Origin of the sequence: Sphingobacterium sp. UBA5670 (assembly GCF_002420705.1) — a bacterium.
In the GTDB taxonomy this organism is placed as follows: Bacteria; Bacteroidota; Bacteroidia; order Sphingobacteriales; family Sphingobacteriaceae; genus Sphingobacterium.
This window is the reverse complement of record NZ_DIIM01000016.1, coordinates 174,608-196,967: the sequence shown is the minus strand read 5'-3', so window position 1 is coordinate 196,967 and position 22,360 is coordinate 174,608. Positions and strand designations below refer to the sequence as shown.

General features: G+C 39.6%; 20 protein-coding genes. 12 read left to right on the top strand and 8 right to left on the bottom strand.

The features are described from left to right. Positions 1-608 precede the first annotated feature (608 nt). Both serS and B3C94_RS13720 read right to left on the bottom strand, forming a co-directional pair. Positions 609-1,880 (bottom strand): serine--tRNA ligase, encoded by a 1,272-nt coding sequence (gene serS, locus B3C94_RS13725; RefSeq protein ID WP_293904571.1) that lies wholly within the window; start codon positions 1,878-1,880, stop codon positions 609-611. A gap of 311 nt (positions 1,881-2,191) precedes the next feature. Next, on the bottom strand, positions 2,192-3,265 hold the full coding sequence (locus B3C94_RS13720) for a class I fructose-bisphosphate aldolase (protein ID WP_293904569.1): 1,074 nt from the start codon (positions 3,263-3,265) through the stop codon (positions 2,192-2,194). Positions 3,266-3,376: 111 nt separating this feature from the next. Between B3C94_RS13720 and rsmI the strand changes: the two genes are divergently transcribed. The 4 genes from rsmI to B3C94_RS13700 all read left to right on the top strand — a co-directional run bounded on the left by rsmI (position 3,377) and on the right by B3C94_RS13700 (position 7,837). Next, a complete protein-coding gene (rsmI, locus tag B3C94_RS13715) occupies positions 3,377-4,042 on the top strand; it encodes a 16S rRNA (cytidine(1402)-2'-O)-methyltransferase (RefSeq protein ID WP_083663502.1) in 666 nt (221 codons plus the stop codon). A gap of 36 nt (positions 4,043-4,078) precedes the next feature. Further along, positions 4,079-4,840 (top strand): PH domain-containing protein, encoded by a 762-nt coding sequence (locus B3C94_RS13710; RefSeq protein ID WP_293904563.1) that lies wholly within the window; start codon positions 4,079-4,081, stop codon positions 4,838-4,840. A gap of 23 nt (positions 4,841-4,863) precedes the next feature. Further along, complete coding sequence (gene lnt / locus B3C94_RS13705; protein ID WP_293904561.1) at positions 4,864-6,486, top strand: apolipoprotein N-acyltransferase; 1,623 nt, start codon at positions 4,864-4,866, stop codon at positions 6,484-6,486. Between the two features lie 214 nt (positions 6,487-6,700). Beyond that, positions 6,701-7,837 (top strand): cysteine desulfurase family protein, encoded by a 1,137-nt coding sequence (locus B3C94_RS13700; protein WP_293904559.1) that lies wholly within the window; start codon positions 6,701-6,703, stop codon positions 7,835-7,837. Positions 7,838-7,996: 159 nt separating this feature from the next. On the opposite strand, the gene B3C94_RS13695 is transcribed toward B3C94_RS13700, so the two are convergent. Both B3C94_RS13695 and B3C94_RS13690 read right to left on the bottom strand, forming a co-directional pair. After that, complete coding sequence (locus B3C94_RS13695; protein ID WP_293904557.1) at positions 7,997-8,416, bottom strand: copper resistance protein NlpE; 420 nt, start codon at positions 8,414-8,416, stop codon at positions 7,997-7,999. Positions 8,417-8,500: 84 nt separating this feature from the next. After that, on the bottom strand, positions 8,501-8,833 hold the full coding sequence (locus B3C94_RS13690) for a tetratricopeptide repeat protein (RefSeq protein ID WP_293904555.1): 333 nt from the start codon (positions 8,831-8,833) through the stop codon (positions 8,501-8,503). Between the two features lie 399 nt (positions 8,834-9,232). Between B3C94_RS13690 and B3C94_RS13685 the strand changes: the two genes are divergently transcribed. The 5 genes from B3C94_RS13685 (at position 9,233) to B3C94_RS13665 (ending at position 14,503) form a co-directional block, all read left to right on the top strand. Further along, positions 9,233-9,970: an electron transfer flavoprotein subunit beta/FixA family protein gene (locus B3C94_RS13685; RefSeq protein ID WP_293904553.1), complete on the top strand. Its 738-nt coding sequence runs from the start codon at positions 9,233-9,235 to the stop codon at positions 9,968-9,970. A 20-nt stretch (positions 9,971-9,990) separates the two neighbouring features. Continuing rightward, complete coding sequence (locus B3C94_RS13680; RefSeq protein WP_293904551.1) at positions 9,991-10,965, top strand: electron transfer flavoprotein subunit alpha/FixB family protein; 975 nt, start codon at positions 9,991-9,993, stop codon at positions 10,963-10,965. 115 nt (positions 10,966-11,080) lie between these two features. Continuing rightward, positions 11,081-11,710, top strand: a complete 630-nt coding sequence (locus B3C94_RS13675) for a bifunctional nuclease domain-containing protein (protein ID WP_293904549.1) — start codon at positions 11,081-11,083, stop codon at positions 11,708-11,710. 45 nt (positions 11,711-11,755) lie between these two features. Next, positions 11,756-13,126, top strand: coding sequence for a nucleoside permease (locus B3C94_RS13670; RefSeq protein ID WP_293904547.1), 1,371 nt, complete (start codon positions 11,756-11,758; stop codon positions 13,124-13,126). Between the two features lie 39 nt (positions 13,127-13,165). Next, positions 13,166-14,503 (top strand): mechanosensitive ion channel family protein, encoded by a 1,338-nt coding sequence (locus B3C94_RS13665; protein WP_293904545.1) that lies wholly within the window; start codon positions 13,166-13,168, stop codon positions 14,501-14,503. 374 nt (positions 14,504-14,877) lie between these two features. On the opposite strand, the gene B3C94_RS13660 is transcribed toward B3C94_RS13665, so the two are convergent. The 3 genes from B3C94_RS13660 to B3C94_RS13650 form a co-directional block, all read right to left on the bottom strand. Then, positions 14,878-16,437: a calcineurin-like phosphoesterase family protein gene (locus tag B3C94_RS13660; RefSeq protein ID WP_293904543.1), complete on the bottom strand. Its 1,560-nt coding sequence runs from the start codon at positions 16,435-16,437 to the stop codon at positions 14,878-14,880. A gap of 357 nt (positions 16,438-16,794) precedes the next feature. Next, on the bottom strand, positions 16,795-17,298 hold the full coding sequence (locus B3C94_RS13655) for a hypothetical protein (protein WP_293904541.1): 504 nt from the start codon (positions 17,296-17,298) through the stop codon (positions 16,795-16,797). 91 nt (positions 17,299-17,389) lie between these two features. After that, positions 17,390-17,962 (bottom strand): C40 family peptidase, encoded by a 573-nt coding sequence (locus tag B3C94_RS13650; protein WP_293904539.1) that lies wholly within the window; start codon positions 17,960-17,962, stop codon positions 17,390-17,392. 311 nt (positions 17,963-18,273) lie between these two features. On the opposite strand from B3C94_RS13650, the gene B3C94_RS13645 reads away from it, so the two are divergent. Beyond that, positions 18,274-19,170: an EamA family transporter gene (locus B3C94_RS13645; protein WP_293904537.1), complete on the top strand. Its 897-nt coding sequence runs from the start codon at positions 18,274-18,276 to the stop codon at positions 19,168-19,170. Between the two features lie 151 nt (positions 19,171-19,321). Here the strand turns inward: B3C94_RS13645 and mtaB are convergent, their stop codons facing one another. Continuing rightward, a complete protein-coding gene (mtaB, locus tag B3C94_RS13640) occupies positions 19,322-20,644 on the bottom strand; it encodes a tRNA (N(6)-L-threonylcarbamoyladenosine(37)-C(2))-methylthiotransferase MtaB (RefSeq protein ID WP_293904535.1) in 1,323 nt (440 codons plus the stop codon). 267 nt (positions 20,645-20,911) lie between these two features. On the opposite strand from mtaB, the gene B3C94_RS13635 reads away from it, so the two are divergent. Together B3C94_RS13635 and B3C94_RS13630 are read left to right on the top strand one after the other, a co-directional pair. Beyond that, the gene (locus B3C94_RS13635; protein WP_293904533.1) at positions 20,912-21,733 is read left to right on the top strand and encodes a thymidylate synthase; all 822 of its coding nucleotides are present in this window, start codon (positions 20,912-20,914) and stop codon (positions 21,731-21,733) included. 63 nt (positions 21,734-21,796) lie between these two features. Beyond that, positions 21,797-22,291, top strand: a complete 495-nt coding sequence (locus tag B3C94_RS13630) for a dihydrofolate reductase (RefSeq protein ID WP_293904531.1) — start codon at positions 21,797-21,799, stop codon at positions 22,289-22,291. Positions 22,292-22,360: the final 69 nt, after the last annotated feature.

Below are 22,360 nucleotides of genomic sequence, written 5' to 3'. Positions count from 1 at the left end.
TATTGATATACATTATATCCGTTATCATAACCGTCCAAACATATATTGCCTAGACAATAAACAGCAAAAAAGCATAACACGCTATTGCAGTTCATTTGGTAACAGTTGAAAATATTATTGGAGAAGCGGGCCCTAGGTAGATGCAGGGTCAGTCCTTAGATAAATATCCAGCTGTAAAATTTGCTCTTTTCAGCATTTACAGTAAATAATAGTTAGTGCGATTTTTATTAGCGGTGTCAAATATAGAAAGCCAAAGTTGTTTTTACAAGTTTTTTAACATTATCTCAGGAAAACAAGAAATACCGCAATAATAAGTTCACAATTTTACAAATTGTTACAAAAGAATCATTTTAGAATAAAAACTCATCAAACTATTTTCAAACAGAATTTTATACGGAATCAACTATATTTAACAAAACATTAACAATGCTATAAGAAATTGTTAACACATTAGTCTATTAAATTTTTGTATCAAAAAGAAGTTTAATTTATAATGATTCTAAACATTTAAAAATCGAATAATAACAAAAAAAGACGCTCTACCTTCTCAGGCTGACCGTCTTTCATGTGGATATTAAATAAGTTAAAAATGACTTATTTATTGATATTTAATCGATATATTCAAATTTAGTATAAGGCACCAAAACTTCAGGAATCTTAATTCCTTTTTCCGTTTGGTTATTCTCTAATATAGCTGCAACAATACGTGGCAAAGCCAATGCCGAACCATTCAAGGTATGCGCCAGCTGCATCTTACCATCGGCATTTTTAAAACGTACTTTCAAACGATTCGCTTGGTAAGTCTCAAAATTGGAAACGGAAGATACCTCCAGCCAACGTTTCTGAGCAGAGCTGTAAACTTCCATATCGTAAGTCAACGCCGAAGTGAAACTCATATCTCCACCACAGAGACGCAATACTCGGTATGGCAACCCTAACTTCTGAAGCAAGCCCTGTACATATAAACTCATCTCTTCCAGTACTTCATAGGATTTTTCAGGATGTACAATCTGCACCGTCTCCACTTTATCAAATTGATGTAAGCGGTTTAATCCGCGTACATGTGCCCCATAAGAACCTGCTTCACGACGGAAACAGGGTGTATAAGCGCAATGTTTGATTGGAAACTGTCCCTCTTTCACAATCTCGTCTCTATAAATATTGGTGACCGGAACCTCAGCTGTAGGGATTAAATAGAGGTTATCGTTGCCCACATAGTACATCTGTCCTTCTTTATCTGGTAATTGTCCCGTAGCGAATGCAGAATCTTCATTGACCAAAATTGGTACCTGTACTTCTTCGTATCCTTCTTCTGCAGCCTGATCTAAAAAGAAATTGATCAGTGCGCGCTGCAATTTAGCGCCTTTGCCTTTATAGATAGGAAAACCTGCTCCGGCAACTTTTACGCCGAGCTCTAAATCAACAATATCATATTTATTCAACAATTCCCAATGCGGCAATGCATCCTCCGACAAAGCAGGAATTTCGCCATGGGTCAAAACAACTTCGTTGTCATCCGCACTTACACCATCCGGAACGGACTGATGCGGTAAGTTAGGCAATTGTACGATCTTCTCGTTCAATTCGCCCTCAATTACACCCAATTGATCCAAAAGCTGCTTCACTTGCTCCTTATATCCCGAGGATTTGGATTTAACGGTTTCAGCTTCTTCTTTTTTACCTTGGCGCATCAGATCTCCAATCTGCTTTGCTGCCGCATTAGCCTCTGCCGAAAGTGCGTCTGATTCCGATTGGATCTTACGACGCTCTTCATCTAAACTGATGATTTCGTCGACCAATCCAATTTCCTTGAAATGCTTGACAGCTAACCTTTCGATTACCGTATCCCTGTTCTCACGGATATAATTCAATTGCAACATAATATAAATGTGTTATTTAAAATAGTGAACAAACTTAGATAAATTTGCCTTCATTTACAAGCAATTTTATTCCTAAACCACCATCAAAAAGGCTTTCTGACTGCTTTAAGCTTCTCCATTTCCACCTCGCCGCGCCAAATTAATACCCGTCATTCTATTGAACGTCTACCTTATATTAGCCCCATGTTTTAAGTCAATCATCAACAGAAAGAGCGTATCCATTAAACTGCTAATCGATACGCTCTACAATTCGACATATTCTGCAACCCCTACCATGAGACCAACCAAAAGAACTCACTTTATGTACTTCACTAAGCAATACTTACCTCATCACATAAATATACATCCTGAATGGCATGCAACAGCTCTACACCTTCTTGCATCGGTTTTTGAAAGGCTTTACGACCGGATATCAGACCAGTTCCGCCAGCGCGCTTATTGATAACCGCTGTTTTTACAGCCTCTTGTATATCATTCTGTCCCGAAGCCCCGCCAGAATTGATCAACCCTCCCCTACCGGCAAAGCAATTGAGTACTTGGTAGCGACATAGGTCAATAGGATGATCTGAAGAAAGCTGTGTATACATACGTTCGTCCAACTTTCCATAACTGCTTTTACCCATATTCAGCGCTTTGAAACCGCCGTTCAACTCGGGGAGTTTCTGCTTAATAATATCTGCTTTAATTGTTACGCCCAAATGATTAGCCTGTCCGGTTAGATCTGCAGCTAAGTGGTAATCTTTATCTCCCACCTTAAAAGCCGAATTACGCAAATAACACCATAATACCGTCGCCATTCCCAAAGAATGCGCTTCCTCAAATGCTTTAGCGACTTCAATAATCTGCCGATCAGATTCCTCAGATCCAAAATATATGGTCGCCCCTACCGCAACAGCTCCCATATTCCAAGCTTCGCGAATTGTTCCGTATAAGATTTGATCGGCACGATTGGGATAGGTCAATAGTTCATTATGATTAATCTTAACCAAAAATGGAATCTTATGTGCGTACTTTCGGGCAACAGCTCCTAGAACACCAAAGGTAGAAGCCACAGCATTACAATTTCCTTCCAAGGCTAGCTTGACAATATTTTCTGGATCAAAATACTGTGGGTTTGGAGCGAAAGAGGCTCCGGCACTGTGTTCGATTCCCTGATCCACAGGCAATATCGAAAGATACCCGGTATTGGCTAAACGACCCGTTCCAAAAAGTTGGCCCAAGCTCCGCAACACCTGAGGACTACGATCACTGGAACTATATACTTGGTCAATAAATGCTGCCTGCGGAAGATGAAGCATTGTTTTGGAAACTGCAGGTTGATCAAATTCTAACAAATAACTCGCTTCTGCACCTAGATGTGCCTGTATTTTTTCAATGTATTGCATAATTTATTTAAAATAAGGTGATGGAGTTTACCATAATCTTTAAAATAAAACTCCAAAAAGCACAGAATGTTTTAGCGCATATTATATAGTAAAAAAAACTTAACTTTGACCATGTTATATTTAGTTCCAACACCTATTGGCAATCTGGAAGACATGACGTTCCGTGCGATCAATGTCCTGAAAGAAGTGGACCTCATCTTAGCAGAGGATACTAGGACCAGTGCTCCGCTTTTAAAACATTTTGGAATCGACAAAAAAGTATTTGCGCATCATCAGCACAATGAGCATAAAGCGGTCTCGGAAATCATCAAATTCCTGAAAGAAGGACAAAACATTGCTTTAATTTCGGACGCAGGAACACCAGCAATCTCGGATCCGGGATTTTTGCTGGTACGCGAAGCCATTAAAGAAGGACTGGAGGTACAGTGCTTACCGGGAGCAACAGCTTTCGTGCCGGCGCTTGTTAATTCGGGGCTTCCCAACGACCGTTTTTGCTTTGAAGGTTTCCTACCCGTAAAAAAAGGAAGGCAAACACGCTTAAAAGCTTTGGCAGAAGAAAAACGAACAATGATCTTTTATGAGTCACCGCATCGTATTCTCAAAACCATAGAAGAATTTATCACAGTTTTTGGAGCTGAAAGACAAGCCTCGATATCACGGGAATTGAGCAAACTCTATGAAGAAAATGTTCGCGGAACATTAACTGATTTAAAATTACACTTTGAAAACAATCCGATTAAAGGAGAATTTGTATTTTGTGTAGCGGGATTGGAATAAATTTTGACAATCTTTATGTATTAAAAAGTATTCGACATGAACATGGAACAATTTGCACAGGACGGGCAGGACATAAAAATCATTGAAAAATTGGTTACTAAAGTCCAGGATATGCTTACTCCAGGGGAAAAAATAGATTATATAGCAGTTCAAAAGAAACCTGCAGTAACCATTTTACCAGACAGTATCACCATCAGTAATAAACGCATTTTTATGTGTGAATTTACTAAACTTGGCTTGGCTACTGATTTTGAAATCTTTGGTTGGCAAGATATTAAGGATATTGCTTTCAAAGAGGAAATATTTGGTTCGAAAGTGACAGTTATACCATTTACTGGCGAAAATTTAAGCATAGACTATATCCCTAAAGTTCAGGCCAGAAAATTGTATCAATATATTAAAGCCGCGCTTGAAAACTATAAAAAAGCAGAATTGGCCGCTGAAAAGGAGAAAATAGTTATTGCTCCAACTGTGGCAAAAGAAGTGGTTATCGAACGGCCAGAAAGTAATATACCGGTTCAGCCAGCGGTTACTTCGCCTGCCCCATCGGCACCACAATCTTATGGTTCGGCTCAGCCAACTCCGCCGGCGCCTATTCAGGCACAGCAACCGATCGGATCTACCCCTACTGTTCCTCCAGTTTCGGCAGCTCCCATCGTCCCACCAGCAGCCGCAAAAGAAGAAGATGATGATGAAATTACCTTAAAGCTCAAAAAGTTAAAGACACTCTTCGACAAACAATTGATTACCCAAGAGGAATACGAGAGTAAAAAGAAAGAAGTTTTATCCAGTTTATAATCATAAATGGGAGTAAATATATAGTGAAAAATAACTATCTACTGGCACTTTTAAGTGCCTTTTTATTGTGGTTGGGCTGGCCTCCCGTACCCTATTCCAGTCCCTTGTTATTTATTGGCTTTGTGCCTTTGCTGATTGCCGTAGAAAACATTATCCGCAGTGAAACATTCAAAAAGAAAGGCCGCAAAGTATTTCTTACTGCAGGACTCACCGCAGTTGTCTGGAACACGGCCTCCATTTACTGGGTATATAACTCCATTTCGGCAGTTATGCCGCCATTTGCCGCAGTTGTGATCAGTCTGATCCCTTTTGGTCTCGGAGCTGCTTTAATGGCACTTGCTTTCAGACTATATGGGCAATTACGACGTAAAACAAACATCCTGTTATCCCTTTTCGGATTAATGGGATTCTGGATAAGCTACGAATTTCTGCATGAATCTTGGGATTTAGCTTTCCCATGGATGACTTTAGGCAACGGGTTTGCAAGTTTCCACCAATTGATCCAATGGTACGATATCACAGGGGTTTATGGCGGTACAATTTGGATCTGGCTGGTGAATATCTTGGTCTTTACACTTTACCTCAATCGAAAGGGACTTTATCCGATCAAGCGTAAGATAATTCCGATTGCTTCTTTGGCCGCAGTATTGCTAATTCCCAGCGCCTACTCGTTAATACGGTATTTCAACTACGAAGAACATCAGAATCCGGCACAGATTGTTGTTGTACAGCCGAACATTGATCCTTATATTAAATTCAATTTAAGTCCCGAAGAGCAATTAAATATCTTATTCTCCTTATCAAATTCGGTCGCCAAACCCAATACAGAGTTTTTTATCTGGCCTGAAACTGCACTTTCGCAGAACGGCGATTTTGACGAGGAAAACTTTAGAGAAACCTATTCTTACCAGCGTATCTTAAAATTTTTAGATCAATATAAAAATGGCAACGTACTTTCAGGTATTGAAAGTTACCAGTTGTACAACGATGCTAAAACACCGACTGCACGCGAAATAGCGCCTAATATATACCAGGATAATTTCAATGCCGCAACATTGATCGATTATTCTTCCAAACTTCAGTTTTACCATAAGTCCAAACTCGTGCCGGGCGTAGAGCAAATGCCTTTTGGGGCAGCGATGAACTTCTTGAAACCTCTATTTAAAGCATTCGGCGGTACTACGGGGGGCTATGGGAAACAGGCTGAACCTTCGGTATTCTATGCCCAGAGTGGTATCGGTGCTGCACCGGTAATCTGTTACGAGTCCATTTGGGGCAATTATGTCTCCAAGTACGTCAAAAAAGGAGCGCAATTTATTGCCATTATCACCAACGATGGCTGGTGGGGAAATACTTCTGGTAAGGACCAGCATTTGCAATATGCGAAACTCAGAGCGATTGAAAACCGCCGTTGGATTGCCCGCTCAGCCAACACAGGGATTTCTGGCTTTATCAATCAGCGTGGCGATATTGTACAGCAGACCAAATGGTGGCAGCCTGCGGCCTTAAACCAGGAAATCAATTTAAATGAAGAAATTACTTTTTACACCAAAACGGGTGATATTGCAGCCTACTTGGGGTTGGTGCTCGCAATGGGAGGACTTGTGATACTCATCGTGGTCAGACGAAAAAAAGAACTTATCTAAATTGAAAAGTAGCGCCAAACTGAAATAGTATTTTGGCGCTATTTTTTCTGTATCAGAATGGGAAAGCACCAATCCTATACCTTCCTCGGTAAAAAGCCTAATTTTAATGAGCCCCGACAATCCAACACTTATCAGCTATAATTAGGAAAATAAAATGATAAAAATAAGTCATTTAATACCTTTAATTTACTTTGGAGATTTGTAATTTTGCAGCATGCAAGTATATTTTGATAATGCAGCGACTACAGCCTTAGATCCTGAAGTAATAAAAGTAATGGTCGATGTGATGGACAATAACTTTGGAAATCCATCTTCTATCCATAGTCACGGACGACAAGTTAAAACAATTGTAGAAAAAGCACGTAAAACGATTGCCAATCTACTTCATGTTTCTCCAGCAGAGATATTCTTTACATCGGGTGGAACCGAGGCTGATAATATGGCCATCGTCAGGTCAATCGCCGACTTTGGAATAACTCATGCCATCACCTCTCCTATCGAACACCATGCCGTATTACATACCTTAGAGGAGCTTGAGAAGGCAGGTAAGGTACACCTCGACTTATTGGAAGTTGACGAAAAAGGTAATTTAAACCTGAACCAACTGGAAGAACTTTTAAGTACCAATCCACGTACTTTTGTTTCCATTATGCATGCTAACAATGAGATCGGAAATCTCAACGATATTCAACGTATCTCCGAGTTATGCCAAAAGCATAATGCGATATTCCATTCGGATACTGTACAGACTATGGGTCATTATCCCCATGATCTTGGCAGTCTTAAAATAGATTTTATAACAGGGGCCGCCCATAAATTTCATGGTCCAAAAGGAGTTGGTTTTCTCTATATCAATGCCAACAACAAGATTAAACCATTGATCTATGGTGGAGCGCAAGAACGTAACATGCGCGGTGGAACAGAAAATGTCTATGGTATAGCAGGACTTGCCAAAGCTCTCGAACTTGCCTATGAGCACATGGACGAACACCACGCTTATATTCAAAACCTAAAATCTTATATGATTGACGAGTTGCAGAAAGCGATCCCAGAGATTGATTTTAATGGTGTTATTGAACCCGAAAAATCATTGTACACCGTGCTGAATGTCTCATTCCCTTGCAGTGACCTTGCCGACATGCTCTTATTCAATCTGGATATTGCGGGTATATCCTGCTCCGGTGGTAGCGCCTGCAGTTCAGGAACGGATATAGGATCGCATGTATTGGGCGCGATCAGATCTAGCTCGGAACGTCCTTCGGTTCGTTTTTCATTCTGCAAGCATAATACTAAGGAAGAAGTTGATTTTGTGGTAGCGACATTAAAAGAACTTTGTACTAAAAACAAATAAGATTTCAATGCCGACCAGTAGGCGGAGCATAGCATCATGGCCTTAGTAGTGCAATTCAAAACTTCAAAACTGGGAAAACAGCTATAAATCCAAAAACATAAAAAAGCCGGAAGTATACTTCCGGCTTTTTTATGTTTTAATAGATCGTTTATGCTAGATTCAATTTTTTGTCAAGACATAATATTTAGAAATATCACCCGTAATGTCATTCCCTGAAAGATCCAGCTGACTGAGAATCCGATTTCCTAATTTGAACTTATAGTCGACACCATCCAGTGTAATAATGTTGTCATCTAATTTCCACTTCCCTTCACGCACAAAGACATCATCACTCTTATTTAGATATTTGGATGAGTATTGATAGGTGTTGTCAGCATGCAGTGAAATAAGTGTTTCAATCCCATCACAATCCGCACAAGGCATTACACCTTTGTATTCACCAATCACGACTTCCGCCTTATCTCTGCCTTTAAGGTCCTGTAAATTATCCTTATAAGCAGCCACACTTTGTTTGGGATTATCACATCCCACCATTCCAATTGTCAACAACAAACCCACAATCCAAATATACCTTTTCATCTCATTCCAAATTCAAAAAAAACAGCATCTAACAGTTACACCAATAAATTCATAACAAATTAAATACCAAAAATTTAGAAAAGATTAAAAATCATCTTCATCTTCGTCTGTTAAAAATGATAATGCTCCCTGTAACTCACCCAAAGCATGGAAATTGCGGGTCTTTCGAGCGATCTCAATTCCGGCTCTATAAATAGCAATCGCTAGTTCCTGTTTATTCAGTTTTTCATATAGCTTACCCAAATGGTAATAGGTTCCTACATAATCTGGATTCGTCTGTACTAAATCCTCGAATCTTGACATGGCCTCGTGCTCATTCTCCTGCTTGAGATATTCCGCTGCAATCGCGTATTTTAAAAAAGGATCTTCGGGGCTCTCTTTCAAAAATTCATTCAGTTGATCCAATCGTGTCGACATATCTTTTTTATTTCAAACATAGACAAATTGCGTTTTATATGCAATTTAATTGTATATCTCCTAAAATAATCATCTTTCTTTCTGGAGCGACCAAAAGCTTTTCCTAATCGCAGTCTTGGATAAATTGTGTACACATCTAAATTACTATGCTAGCATATAAAATGACAATTTACTGACGCAATAATTCCATTATCAAAAACCGGGTATTTAAAATAAAAAATTATAAAAAAGATAACAAAACACCCTTATATCATGTCACATCAAAAAAAATAAAAGAATTAAGCTAGTAAAATTAAAAATTCATTAAAACTTATTGACAGCTATCTAACAGAATTTAAAACGTCCAGGAGCTTTTTAATTGAAAGAAAATATGGTAAGTTTGAGTAAAACCAATCGTATATGAAAATATTAGTTTGTATAAGTAATGTCCCTGACACTACATCCAAAATCACTTTTACAAATGACAACACTGCGTTTAATACAGCTGGTGTACAATTCATTATAAATCCGTATGATGAAATTGCTTTATCCAAAGCAGTTGAGTTGGCCGAAGGTGGAAAAGGAACCGTAACTGTCATTAATGTGGGCGATGCATCTACCGATGCAACCATTCGAAAAGCATTGGCAATCGGCGCAGACAATGCTGTACGGATCAATGCCGTTCCGCGCGATGCTTGGTTTGTTGCAAATCAAATAGCGAACTATGCCAAAGACAATGCATTTGATCTCATTCTAACGGGCCGCGAATCCATCGATTATAATGGCGCCCAAGTAGGAGCAATCGTTGGTGAATTGCTTCATATCCCTTCTGTTTCCATCGCCAAGAAAGTTGACCTTGCAGGTGATGCGGTCACTGTTGAGCGCGAGATCGAAGGTGGAAAAGAAGTATTGACTGCCAAGTTACCCATTGTCATTGGCACAGCCGAAGGTGTTGCCGAACCCAAAATACCAAATATGCGTGGCATTATGAGTGCACGGACCAAACCATTGGATGTATTGGAACCCTCCTCTGTCCAACTTCTTGCGCATATTGTTGGTTATGAGACGCCTGCCCCGCGGGGTACGGTCAAACTGGTTGACGCTGCCGATGTAGAAAAATTGGTTTCTCTTCTTCATGATGAAGCTAAAGTTATTTAATCTCTAAACGCTAAAACACGATGTCTATACTTGTATATGTAGAAAATACGGATGGGAAATTCAAAAAATCCGCTTTTGAAGTTGTTTCTTACGCAAAATCTGTCGCTGATACCATCCAGACTGATCTTGTTGCCATTTCAATCGGGAACGTTGCTGATGACGAACTTGCTGGTTTGGGCAAATACGGTGCTTCCAAAATATTAAATGTCAATAATGAACAACTGGCCTCTTTTGTTAACCAGGCCTATGCAAGCATTATTGCTGAAGCCGTCAAAAGTACCGGCTCAAAATTATTGGTGCTGTCCAACTCATTCTCGGGCAAAGGACTCGCTCCGCGTATTGCCGCCAAATTAGAAGCGGGTCTTGCTGACGGAGCGCTTGAGCTCCCGTCGATCAACGGTGACAAATTGACGGTTAGGAAAACGGCATTCTCTAATAAAGCTTTTGCTACATTAGAGCTTACCTCTGCCATCAAAGTGATTGCTTTAAATCCAAATGCTTACGAAACCAAGGAAGTTGGCGGTACAGCTGCCGTCGAGGCTTTTACTCCGAATATTGATCAGCATGATTTTACGACTTTGGTCAAAGAAATCGTTCGTGCTACAGACAAAGTCTCCCTACCGGAAGCCGAGATTGTCGTCTCTGCAGGCCGTGGTCTAAAAGGACCTGAAAACTGGGGAATCGTTGAAGAACTCGCGGATGTCCTTGGTGCAGCTACAGCATGTTCAAAACCCGTATCTGATGCAGGCTGGCGCCCACATTCGGAGCACGTAGGCCAGACAGGTATTGTGGTGAGTCCCAATCTCTATATTGCGATTGGTATCTCCGGAGCCATCCAGCATTTGGCCGGAGTAAGCTCTTCGAAAACGATCGTTGTCATCAACAAAGATCCAGAAGCGCCGTTTTTCAAGGTGGCCGATTATGGAATTGTAGGCGATGCCTTCGACGTCGTTCCGAAATTAACTCAGGCATTGAAGGCTTACAAAGGTATTTAAAGCTTTCATCCGATATATTCTCCCCATTTATCCAAAATGAATGGGGAGTTTTTATTTGTTATAATTGCATATAAAAGCAAATTTATCTAAGTTTGTAGACCGCTTTGGAATTAAAATGAAGAAAATCAGATTAGATATCGTTGGTTTATCCTATAGTCAAACACAATCTGGGGCTTATGCCCTTGTATTGGGAGAAGTGGAGGGCAACAGGAGATTGCCCATCATCATCGGCAGCCATGAGGCTCAGGCTATTGCTATCCGGATAGAAAAAATGGTTCCTAGTCGTCCGCTCACACACGACCTATTTCAATCTTTTGCAGATTCTTTTGGTATTAAACTCATTGAAGTACTGATCTACAATTTGATTGAAGGTATATTTTATGCTAAAATCATCTGTTCCGACGGCAATAAGATTGTAGAGATTGATGCCCGCACATCCGATGCTGTGGCCCTGGCTGTACGGTTTGAAGCTCCCATTTATGCCTACGAATTTATTATGTCCTCTGCTGGAATTATCATTGAAGGACATGAGTTTGCATTTTTGGAAAACCTGGACAAATCCAACAAAGTTCAGGATCCAAGTGTCGTTGAGGTCGAAGAAAAAACGCCTTCAAAATCATCACCAAAAAATCCGTTCTCCTCACTGACGGATGAGCAGCTGGAGCAGGCGCTTAATCAAGCATTGACCGAAGAAAACTACGAACAGGCAGCGCTGATTAGGGATGAGATTTCCAAAAGAAAATAACTCCTTTCAATAAAGCGAAATAAAAATTTTAAATAACATCAATTTATGTCTATTAAATTAAGGTTGACCATTATGAGCTTCTTCCAGTTTTTTGTCTGGGGAGCATGGTTGATTACAATAGCAAACTATTGGTTTGGCACAAAACAATGGGATGGCACGCAATTCGGGGCCATTTTTGCGACCATGGGAATCGCTTCCTTATTTATGCCTACCTTAATGGGGATTATCGCCGATCGTTGGATAAATGCCGAAAGATTGTACTTTATACTTCACTTATGTTATGCTGGTGTTTTATTCTATTTACCGCAGGTAAATGATCCAAACACCTTTTTTTATGCGATGCTCGCGGCGATGTGTTTTTATATGCCGACTTTGGCCCTGTCCAACTCCATTGCGTATACTGCGTTGAATGAAAATAACTACGATCTTGTAAAGGCATTTCCCCCTATCCGGGTTTTCGGAACGATAGGCTTTATCGTCGCCATGTGGATCACCAATTTAACCGGCAACAAGGCAACAGCTTATCAATTTTATATTGCAGGAACCGCAGCATTGGCTTTAAGCCTGTATGCGTTTACCTTACCAAAATGTCCGCCAAAGAAATTACAGCAGGAAAATGCTTCCTGGACGCAATTACTGGGCTTGGAAGCGTTTAAGCTTTTTGGAAATTATAAAATGGCTTTATTCTTTATTTTTTCCATGTTTCTAGGTGCCGCCCTCCAATTAACCAATGCCTACGGAGACGTATTTTTGGACGAGTTTAAATTCTATCCTAAATTTGCTGAATCTTTCGTTGTGAAATACTCGACGATCATTATGTCCATTTCGCAGATATCAGAAACCTTATTTATTCTTGCTATTCCATTTTTCTTGAAGAGATTTGGTATAAAGAAAGTCATGCTTATTTCCATGTTTGCCTGGGTATTGCGCTTTGGTTTATTCTCATTTGGTGATCCTGCCGGTGGACTTTGGATGATTGTATTATCCTGCATCGTCTATGGTATGGCATTTGATTTCTTTAATATTTCAGGATCCTTGTTTGTCGAAACTTCGACTACTTCAAGTATACGCAGCTCGGCACAAGGCTTATTTATGATGATGACAAATGGTTTTGGCGCCGTTGTAGGCAGTTTTGCATCAGGTTGGATCATTGACCACTACTTTACCAAAAGCTTTCAAAATAGCAAAGATCTTGCGCAATACCTGGACACGACAATTGATAACACCCATTTCCTTAATTTTCTACAGGAAAAGAGTATTTCAATCTTACCTGACGGCATGTTAAGCGGCAACCTCATGCTGAAAGACTGGCATGATATCTGGCTTGCATTTGCAATCTATACGTTAGTTATCGCGATCTTATTTGCAGTATTCTTTAGACATAAACATGAGCGTGAACCGCTAAATTCAAAATAACAAAAAGCCGCTAATTGCGGCTTTTTGTATATTTGTAGCATGCAAAGTACAGCAACGGAATTATTCAAAGATTCCCAATCCCACATCTATAACTGGACATTTCAATGGATTAAACAACTTGGCCTTGATAATCAGGGCAGTCATTTTGTTAACTCCATTGTTTTGCTCTTACTGGTTGTCTTGTTTTTGATCATTATTGACTATTTCACCAAAAGAACATTATTACTGTTAACGATCAAAGCGATCAGACGTAGCACAAATCGTTTTGATGATCTGTTGATCCCCAATAAAACACTGAAACTTATTGCTCATTTTGTCCCGATCTTAGTGGCACAATATATCATGCCCATTATCTTTATGGGGTTTCCAACCTGGAAAGAAAACAGCAATAAAATACTTGACATAGCCACCACTGTCGTCAGTTTACTGATTATCCACTCGCTTCTGAAAAGTTTAAGGGATATGCTGCGTATGAAAAAATCTTTTGCAGACAAACCCCTGGAGAGTTATTTACAGGTCTGTCAGATTATCCTATTATTTATCGGAGGAACGATCTGTTTCTCTATACTGACAGGGAAATCTCCCTGGTCCTTCTTATTATCCTTGGGCGCCGCATCCGCAATCCTCATGTTGGTATTCAAAGATACTATATTGGGATTTGTTGCCAGTATACAGGTTTCGGCCAATGATTCCATCCGTGTGGGAGACTGGATAGAAATGCCCAAATATGGTGCTGATGGAACGGTCAAAAAGATTAACCTCAATAATGTGAAAGTACAGAACTTTGATAAGACCATCACCACAATACCGACACATACCTTGCTTTCAGATTCTTTCAAAAATTACAGGGGCATGCAACAATCGGGCGGGAGGCGTTTAAAGCGGGCAATAAATATCAAAATTTCAACCATTCGTTTTTTGGAAAATGAAGAAATTGAAAGGCTCAAAAATATACAGATCCTCAGGCCATATATCGAAGAGCGTACCAAAACAATTGACGAATTCAATACGGAGCGGCAGATTGATCATTCGAGTCCCATAAACGGACGCAAAATGACTAATCTAGGGCTATTCAGAGCTTATACCCTCACCTATCTACGGCAGAATCTCCATATTCACAAGACCATGCCCTTGATGGTGCGTCAGCTTGCCTCTACCGAACATGGTGTTCCAATTGAACTCTATTTCTTTGTAAACGATATCCGCTGGGAATATTATGAAGGAATCGTTTCAGACGTATTCGACCACCTATTTGCCGCCACAAAATACTTCGATCTGGAGATCTTTGAAAATCCGGCATCAGATGATTTCCGACAGGTTATCCGGCAACAAACCGTCATGACTTCGCAGACACCAACGGCAATAAAAGCAAACTAAAGGTTCTTTCTGACCAATAGCACCAGACACTTTCAGAAAATAATACCACTACCGAGCTAAGGTTGATACACTAACTTGGTTGTCTGACAAATCCCTGTAGACACAAATTGGATAAAAAAAGAAAAGTTCCCTTTGGAAAGCATTTAAATTGGATTATTTCATGAACAGAATAGGGCTAAAAACAGTGAAAGGTAATCTGGGGAGATTACCTTCACTTTAAAAACAAACTAAATTTTCAGACGTGTTTCACAACAGATCTACACATTAACCCTAACTCTTTATGAATCAAAAATTACTCTACACAAATATAGGATGGTTATGTTAAGTGCATCTTAAGCTATCTTTAAACTTAAAACAACTCTACAAATGGTTATTTATCTCACCTCAATAGTCTTCGTTGCTAGGTGCACTCTATTGAAAAGATCAACCGCCTGAACCTCAACCTGATATTTACCAGCTTTGAGTTTTGGCAAATTAGCCGTCCACAAGTGACTGGATTTTTCAGGGTTTGAAGGTCTACGGGTATTCTTTAATTCGGTTGCTGTATCGTACTTCGCCAAAGAATTTAGAAATGCTGGATCGTTTTCATTGACAAAGTCCATTTCTTTCCATTCGCCCTGATTGATTCTATAAGTTACCTTATCACCTTCCTTTCCAATAAAAAAATTAGCGTAGATTGGATATCTCTTTGTGTACTTTTCTGGCACAACTGAAGCACCATACAGATCTATCTGATAAGTAGCAGGCTTTCCTACGACTTTATAATCAAAACTGTATTGGTTACCTGCTATCTTTAAAATGGCGTATCCTTTTGGAGTACCGTCGCGCATCGTAGAAACGGGAATACCTTTATCATTCAGCTCTCCCGAATACCAATCTCCCGATGTCGTTCCTACATTGTATTCATGATGTGGCTTTTCCTGTTTCCATCCGTCCTTTTGTCCATAAAAATACTGGCGCTGAAAGTGGGTATGCGCGGATAAAGACAAGGTATGGTTAAATGGAGCCAAAATATCGAAAAGACGTTGTCTATCTTCGTTACGAAAGACATCCGAGTTTTGATGATATAAAGGAATATGGAATGCCAACACAATCAATTTATCTTTAGCAACGTTTTTTAAGTCATTTTCCACAAAATCAAGCTGATCTTTACGGAACCCGCCTAAATAACCTTTTCCTGTCCGCGGATTGGGATAAATGATATTATCAAGAATGATAAAATGGGTATTTCCATAATTGAAGGCATAATTATTGGGGCCAAATGTCTTCTCGAACGATTCATCGGAAAGACTATCCACTTTTGCATCATAATTCATATCGTGGTTTCCCATGACGTTATACCATGGTAAGCCCATGGTAGAAATCACTGACTTATATTTTGGCTGAAGTGAAAGATCGTCGCCCACCAAGTCGCCTAAGCTGATGCCAAATTTTGCAACTGTCTTATCCGAAATTTCATTGATCACCCCGTTTTTGAAATAGGTGAGTTCTTCCTCCGTGTAAGCCTGTGGATCACCGAAAACAAAGGCTGAAAAGTTTGGATCCTCTTCTTGCTGATACAAAGCAAAATTTACCGCAGCGGGAATCTTCCCTGTGGCAGCGACGGCAGGGTATTTTGAAACTGGACTGCCGTTCAATTTATGGATATAATAGAATTTTGGATGATTGTTTTCATCCAAAGGCAAGGCATAACCTGCCGGTTTAACGACGAAAATGATATTGTCATTCCCAATGGGCAATTGATAATTACCATCCTTATCTGTGCTTGTCACCTCACGTCCGTTACTAACAGAAACAGACGCAATACCTTTTTCATTTTTATCTAATTTTCCGTTTTTGTTTACGTCCAGATAAACTTTTCCTTTTGCAAAATCTTGCGCCTGCACGACGTTTACACATGCCAAGGAAATTGCTAATGCCAAAAATGCTTTCATATGAAATTTTGTTTTGGCGCTAAAATATTCGATTCAGGTTAAACGAGTATAAAGAGAATATCAAGAATTCATCAAGAAATAAAGGGTATATCACCAAACCAACTTACTAATTAACACACATTTAATACTAAAATAATAGGGATATTATTCGTATTTTATACGCTTTCATCCGAATGAGGTCCCTATCAGGTCCCTATTAGCTGCCTATAAAGTACCTATTATAGCGGAAGGTATTAGTAAAATGATCTTTGTTCTTCCCCTGCAGTCTTGAATAAATGCTTCGAGGAAAAAGAGTAGATATAAAAAAAGAGAAACCAATTGCTTGGTTTCTCCTTTACCGTTAGGTTTATTTTTTAATTATCGTGCTTGTGCAGTTGCTAGCATGCGGTTAATTTCATCAATCATTGATTTTGCGGCGTCATGCATACGAGGATTACCTGCGAAATCGGCATCTACAGTTACATGTTTAGATTTATCTTTATAGTTGAACTCTAGATAAAAACGTGGAACTTTAGAATTTGTCGAATCCTGCTGCCATTCGGGGCCTGTCATATCTGTATCCAAGTTCCAAAAGCCTAGCTCCATTGCTTTGCGATGAAGGTACAATAGATCGTCTTTGGTAAATTTTACAGTATCGGTAATTAAAGAATCTTTTTTGTCTAAATATTTATAGATACGCGTTTTAGAATTATATTCGTTGACCATGTGGTTCGGCTCACCGTATTTGAATTCTATGGATTCAAAATCAGCAAAACGAAAAGGGGCATTTTTGATCATATTACTATAGTAATAAACACAATACATCAAAAACGGCACAATAATACAAAGGCCCAAAAAAATCTTCTTACTCTTTATTGTCATTTCTATAAAATTTTGACAAAAATAAGGATTTATATAGGGTATAAAAGTTTATATCAAGATATGACATAAAACCTACATGAAATTCACGTATTTAGATATTTGGAGAGCCTGCGTCGACGAAGGTCTTAGCATACCAGCTATCGGAAAGATCAGAGATAATAACGCCTTTGCGAGTTGAAACATGAACAAACTTATTATTATGAAGATATACCCCCACATGATCTATCCCATTTCGACCGAAAGAAAAGAAAACGAGATCTCCCTCTTCCAGTTTATCGACCTTTTTTCTTTTTACTATCCCTTCCATGTCACGTGAAGTCCGCGGCAAATTCCCTTTGTATACTTCGATATAGAGCAAATTAACAAATCCCGAACAATCGACTCCCGATTTGGTCTGTCCCCCCATACGATGCGGTATTCCCATCCAATCGTCGATAAATGAATAAAGGTGCGGATTTAGTTTTTTGGTACTCACATTGAGTAAATCGGCATAATTGTCAAGCCGTGATCCGGAAAAGGTTTTTCCGCGCGCTGAACTCGCGTCGGTCAAAACAGAACCATTGGAGGAATGTGCCTTGGAGCTGAGTACCTTTTTCTTCGTTGAACAACTGCTCAAAAATAGAACTGCACCTAAAAAGAAGATAAAATAAGATCTGACACCCATGCTGTTCGATTTACGTTCTTGCTTAACAAACTTACTTGCATAACAAACTTAATTAAATTGCTGTTGATATGCAATAAATTTGCCTGCTGCTAAAAAACAATTTACTCCGATGACCTTAGGTAAGAAACCGCCTCTAGCAACATTCTACGGGGTAACACTAAACCTCCCGACAATGAGAACTTTTAGCTCTCAGGCTCATTTTACACCTGCGATTAAGCTTGCCACACAAGAATTGCTTTTCTTGATAAGAACGTCAGATAAGAAAAAGAATTGTTCAGAAATCGTAACTTTGACGCCTAATTTATTTGAGAATGGAAAAATTAAAAGGTGCATTAGCTGTCTTTTTAGGTGCGAGTAGTTTTGGGATACTATCAACGTTTGTTAAAAAAGCCTATGGCAAAGGGTTGACTTTAGGAGAGGTAACGGGAATTCAGGTATTGTTTGGCATGCTTATCCTTTGGCTTATCTATATTGTCATCAAACTTTTTTCGGCAAAGTCGTTTCACTCTTCAAGCAAGAAATCTTCATGGATCAAGATATTAATCAGTGGTACTTCGACTGGTTTGGTGAGTATCCTCTATTACAAATGTGTACAACTTGTTCCGGCTTCGTTGGCCATTGTACTGTTGATGCAGTATATCTGGATCGGTGTGCTGATTGAATTTATCTTTTTCAAGGCAAAGCCTTCAAAAAACAACCTGATTGGCATCGGCATTGTACTCATTGCAACATTATTAGCGACTGGGCTTATTGAAAAAGGCTTACAACACCTCAACTTAACAGGTGTCTTATTTGGTCTTTTAGCGGCGACCGCCTATTCGGTCTTCATGATCGTGAATGGCCGTGTCGGCAATGACTATCACCCCATTCAAAAAAGCGCTATTATGGTAACGGGGGCCTGTATCATGGTCTTTACCTTATTTCCGCCTGCTTATTTATGGAATGGTCAATTTGATGATAACTTCCTCTATTTCGGCTTGATCCTTTCGCTATTTGGCACCGTCATCCCGCCTTTATTGTTTGCCTATGGCTTACCTAAAACGGGCTTCTCCTTAGGCGGAATATTGAGTTCGGCGGAGCTACCAGTAGCAACCTGTATGTCATTTTTTATACTTCATGAAAATGTATCCACGATACAATGGCTCGGGGTACTTTTGATCTTGGGTACAGTTATCTGGTTGAACGCTGCAAAGAGCAGTACGCATTAGGAGGACCGAGCAACTTCCGGTCAGATTTCGGCCGTCAACCTGAGCAGAGATACACTGCAATCAATGGTGGAATTATGGAATTCCCTTTAACGAAAAAAGGCAATCCTATTAGAGAAGATTGCCTTTTTTTATGTTATAAATCTTTAGTGGACTAATGTGCCAATGTCTCTGGAATTTCTTCCACCTCCACTTCACAAGAGTCCGTTACTTCCATAAATTTTACCGGTACCACCTCATTCACCAATAATGGATCGTATAAGGTCCGTACTTTGACATAGTTTTTAGAAAAACCATGCATATAACCGTCTTTCTCGTCAGCCTCAAACAAAACGTCACCAGTCTCACCAAGCTGTGACTCATAAAAAGCACGGCGCTTCTTCTCCGAAAGGATATGCAACATTTTGCTACGGTCACTACGTTGCGCTCCCGGTACAGCACCTTCCATTTGAGCAGCAATGGTATTCTCTCTTTCTGAATAGGTAAAGACATGCAGGTAAGAAATATCCATATCATTCAAGAAATTATAGGTATCGATAAAGTCCTCACGAGTCTCTCCCGGAAACCCTACAATAACGTCAACACCAATACAGCAATTAGGCATTAAAGATTTGATAAATGCAACGCGCTCGGTGTAAAGCTCTCTTTTGTACCTTCTGCGCATTAAACTTAGAATTTTATTGCTTCCAGACTGCAATGGCATATGGAAATGCGGAACAAAACGTTTTGATTGTGCCACAAACTCTATAATATCATTGGAAAGAAGATTAGGTTCTATCGAGGAGATACGAATTCTATCAATTCCTTCGACTTCATCCAATGCCCGTACCAAATCCAAGAATCGGTCTTCACGCTTGCCATCCCGAATACCAAAATCGCCAATGTTTACGCCTGTCAAAACAATTTCTTTGACGCCTGATGCTGCAATTTCTTCCGCTTGACGCACAATATCTTCGATCTTACCCGAGCGGCTTCCACCACGTGCCAAAGGAATCGTACAAAATGTACATGAATAATCACATCCGTCCTGTACTTTTAGGAAGGTACGGGTACGGTCACCAATCGAATAGGCCGAGACAAATTGATTGGTCTCATCGATTGGACCATTATAAACAATCGTTTTTTCCTGTTTCGTCAAATCATTGATATGCTCAATAATATTAAACTTTTCAGCTGCACCTAAGACCATATCCACTCCGGGAATCTCTGCAATTTCTTTTGGTTTTAGCTGCGCATAACAGCCAACAATCGTAATATAAGCATTGGGAGAGTGCTTTAAAGCTTCCTTCACTACTTTTCTACACTTCTTGTCTGCATTATCCGTTACCGAACATGTATTGATTACATAAACGTCTGCACGGCTATTGAACGCAGTAGTATCATAGCCCGCATCTTTAAATAAACGACCAATGGATGATGTCTCCGAATAATTCAGTTTACATCCAAGTGTATAAAAAGCTACTTTTTTATTCTCCATAATATTTTGCAAAATTACATTTTTTTTCAGTAACCCCTCTTATCATTTTAAGTTTTGACTTTCTCGTTATAAGGATTTTCCTTAGTTTTGAATATCTTGAAAGGTTGAATGCATCAGTAGCTTATTAATGGCTGAAGAAATCAATTCGAACATCATGTATTCAAATACCCTCCGATTGAGAATCAAACATATAAAATAGCGCTATTCGATCCATTACAGTTCGATGATAGCATTGATATTTAGTATTTAATAATTACTTTTTTACAGATGAAACAATATTTAGATTTACTCAGACATGTATATACGAATGGTGTTGTTAAGACAGATCGTACAGGCACGGGCACCAAAAGTGTCTTTGGATATCAGATGCGTTTCAACCTTCAGGAAGGTTTCCCTTTGGTAACGACGAAGAAGTTACACCTTCGATCCATTATCCATGAGTTGATCTGGTTTCTTAAAGGTGAAACCAATATTCAGTATCTCAAAGAAAATGGTGTAAGCATTTGGGACGAGTGGGCTGACGAACAAGGAAATTTAGGTCCTGTATATGGATCACAATGGCGCTCTTGGCCGACACCTGACGGCCGTCATATTGATCAGATTGCACAGGTTATCAACCAGCTCAAAAATTCTCCGGATTCCCGTCGTATTATTGTATCAGCATGGAATGTCGCCGAAATAGAGCATATGGCATTACCGCCCTGCCATGCTTTTTTTCAATTTTATGTCGCTCCGGCACAACCTGAAAAAGGAATTTTAAAGCCACAATTGTCCTGTCAACTCTATCAGCGTAGCGCAGATATATTCTTGGGGGTACCTTTCAACATTGCTTCATACGCCCTTCTGACCATGATGGTTGCCCAAGTGTGTGATATGGAAGCGGCAGAATTTATTCATACCCTGGGCGACGCACATATTTATAGCAATCATTTTGAGCAAACAGAGCTACAGTTGAGCCGGGATCCAAAACCCCTACCACAACTAAAAATTAATCCTGACGTGAAAGATATTTTTGATTTCAAATTCGAAGATTTTGAATTGTTAAATTACGAATCACACCCGCATATCAAAGCGCCGGTTGCCGTTTAGTAATCAAGGCTGACAATTTTGCAATCACATTATTTCAGAGAACGACTAATCACCCTATCATAAATGAGTAATCCAACAATCACGTTAATCGTAGCTGCTTCGGAAAACAATGCGATTGGCATCGAAAACCAGATGCCCTGGCATTTACCCAACGATTTTAAATATTTCAAAAAAAATACCATTGAACACTCGGTTCTGATGGGTAGAAAAACCTTTGAAGCCATAGGCAAAGCATTGCCGGACAGAAGGAATATTGTCATCACACGCAACGCGAATTTTCAGGGCGAAGATATTGATGTCGCCAATAGTATCCAGGAGGCACTTTTATATTGCCGTGACGAACGTGAGGTATTTATTATTGGCGGCGCAAACATCTATCAACAGGCCCTTTCACTAGCGAACAAAGTGCTTTTAACACGGGTGCATACAAACATCAAAGGTGATGCTTTCTTTCCTGAATTACCCGCCGAAGAATGGGAATTAGCTTCTTCAGATTCACATCAGGCCGATGAGAAACATGCATTTGCTTATACCTTTGAGGTTTATACAAGAAAATAGATCCATGTGTATTAAAAACAAGTTGCATACATGCTCCGGTACGTCCAGTTATGTATTGTCTATGTTATG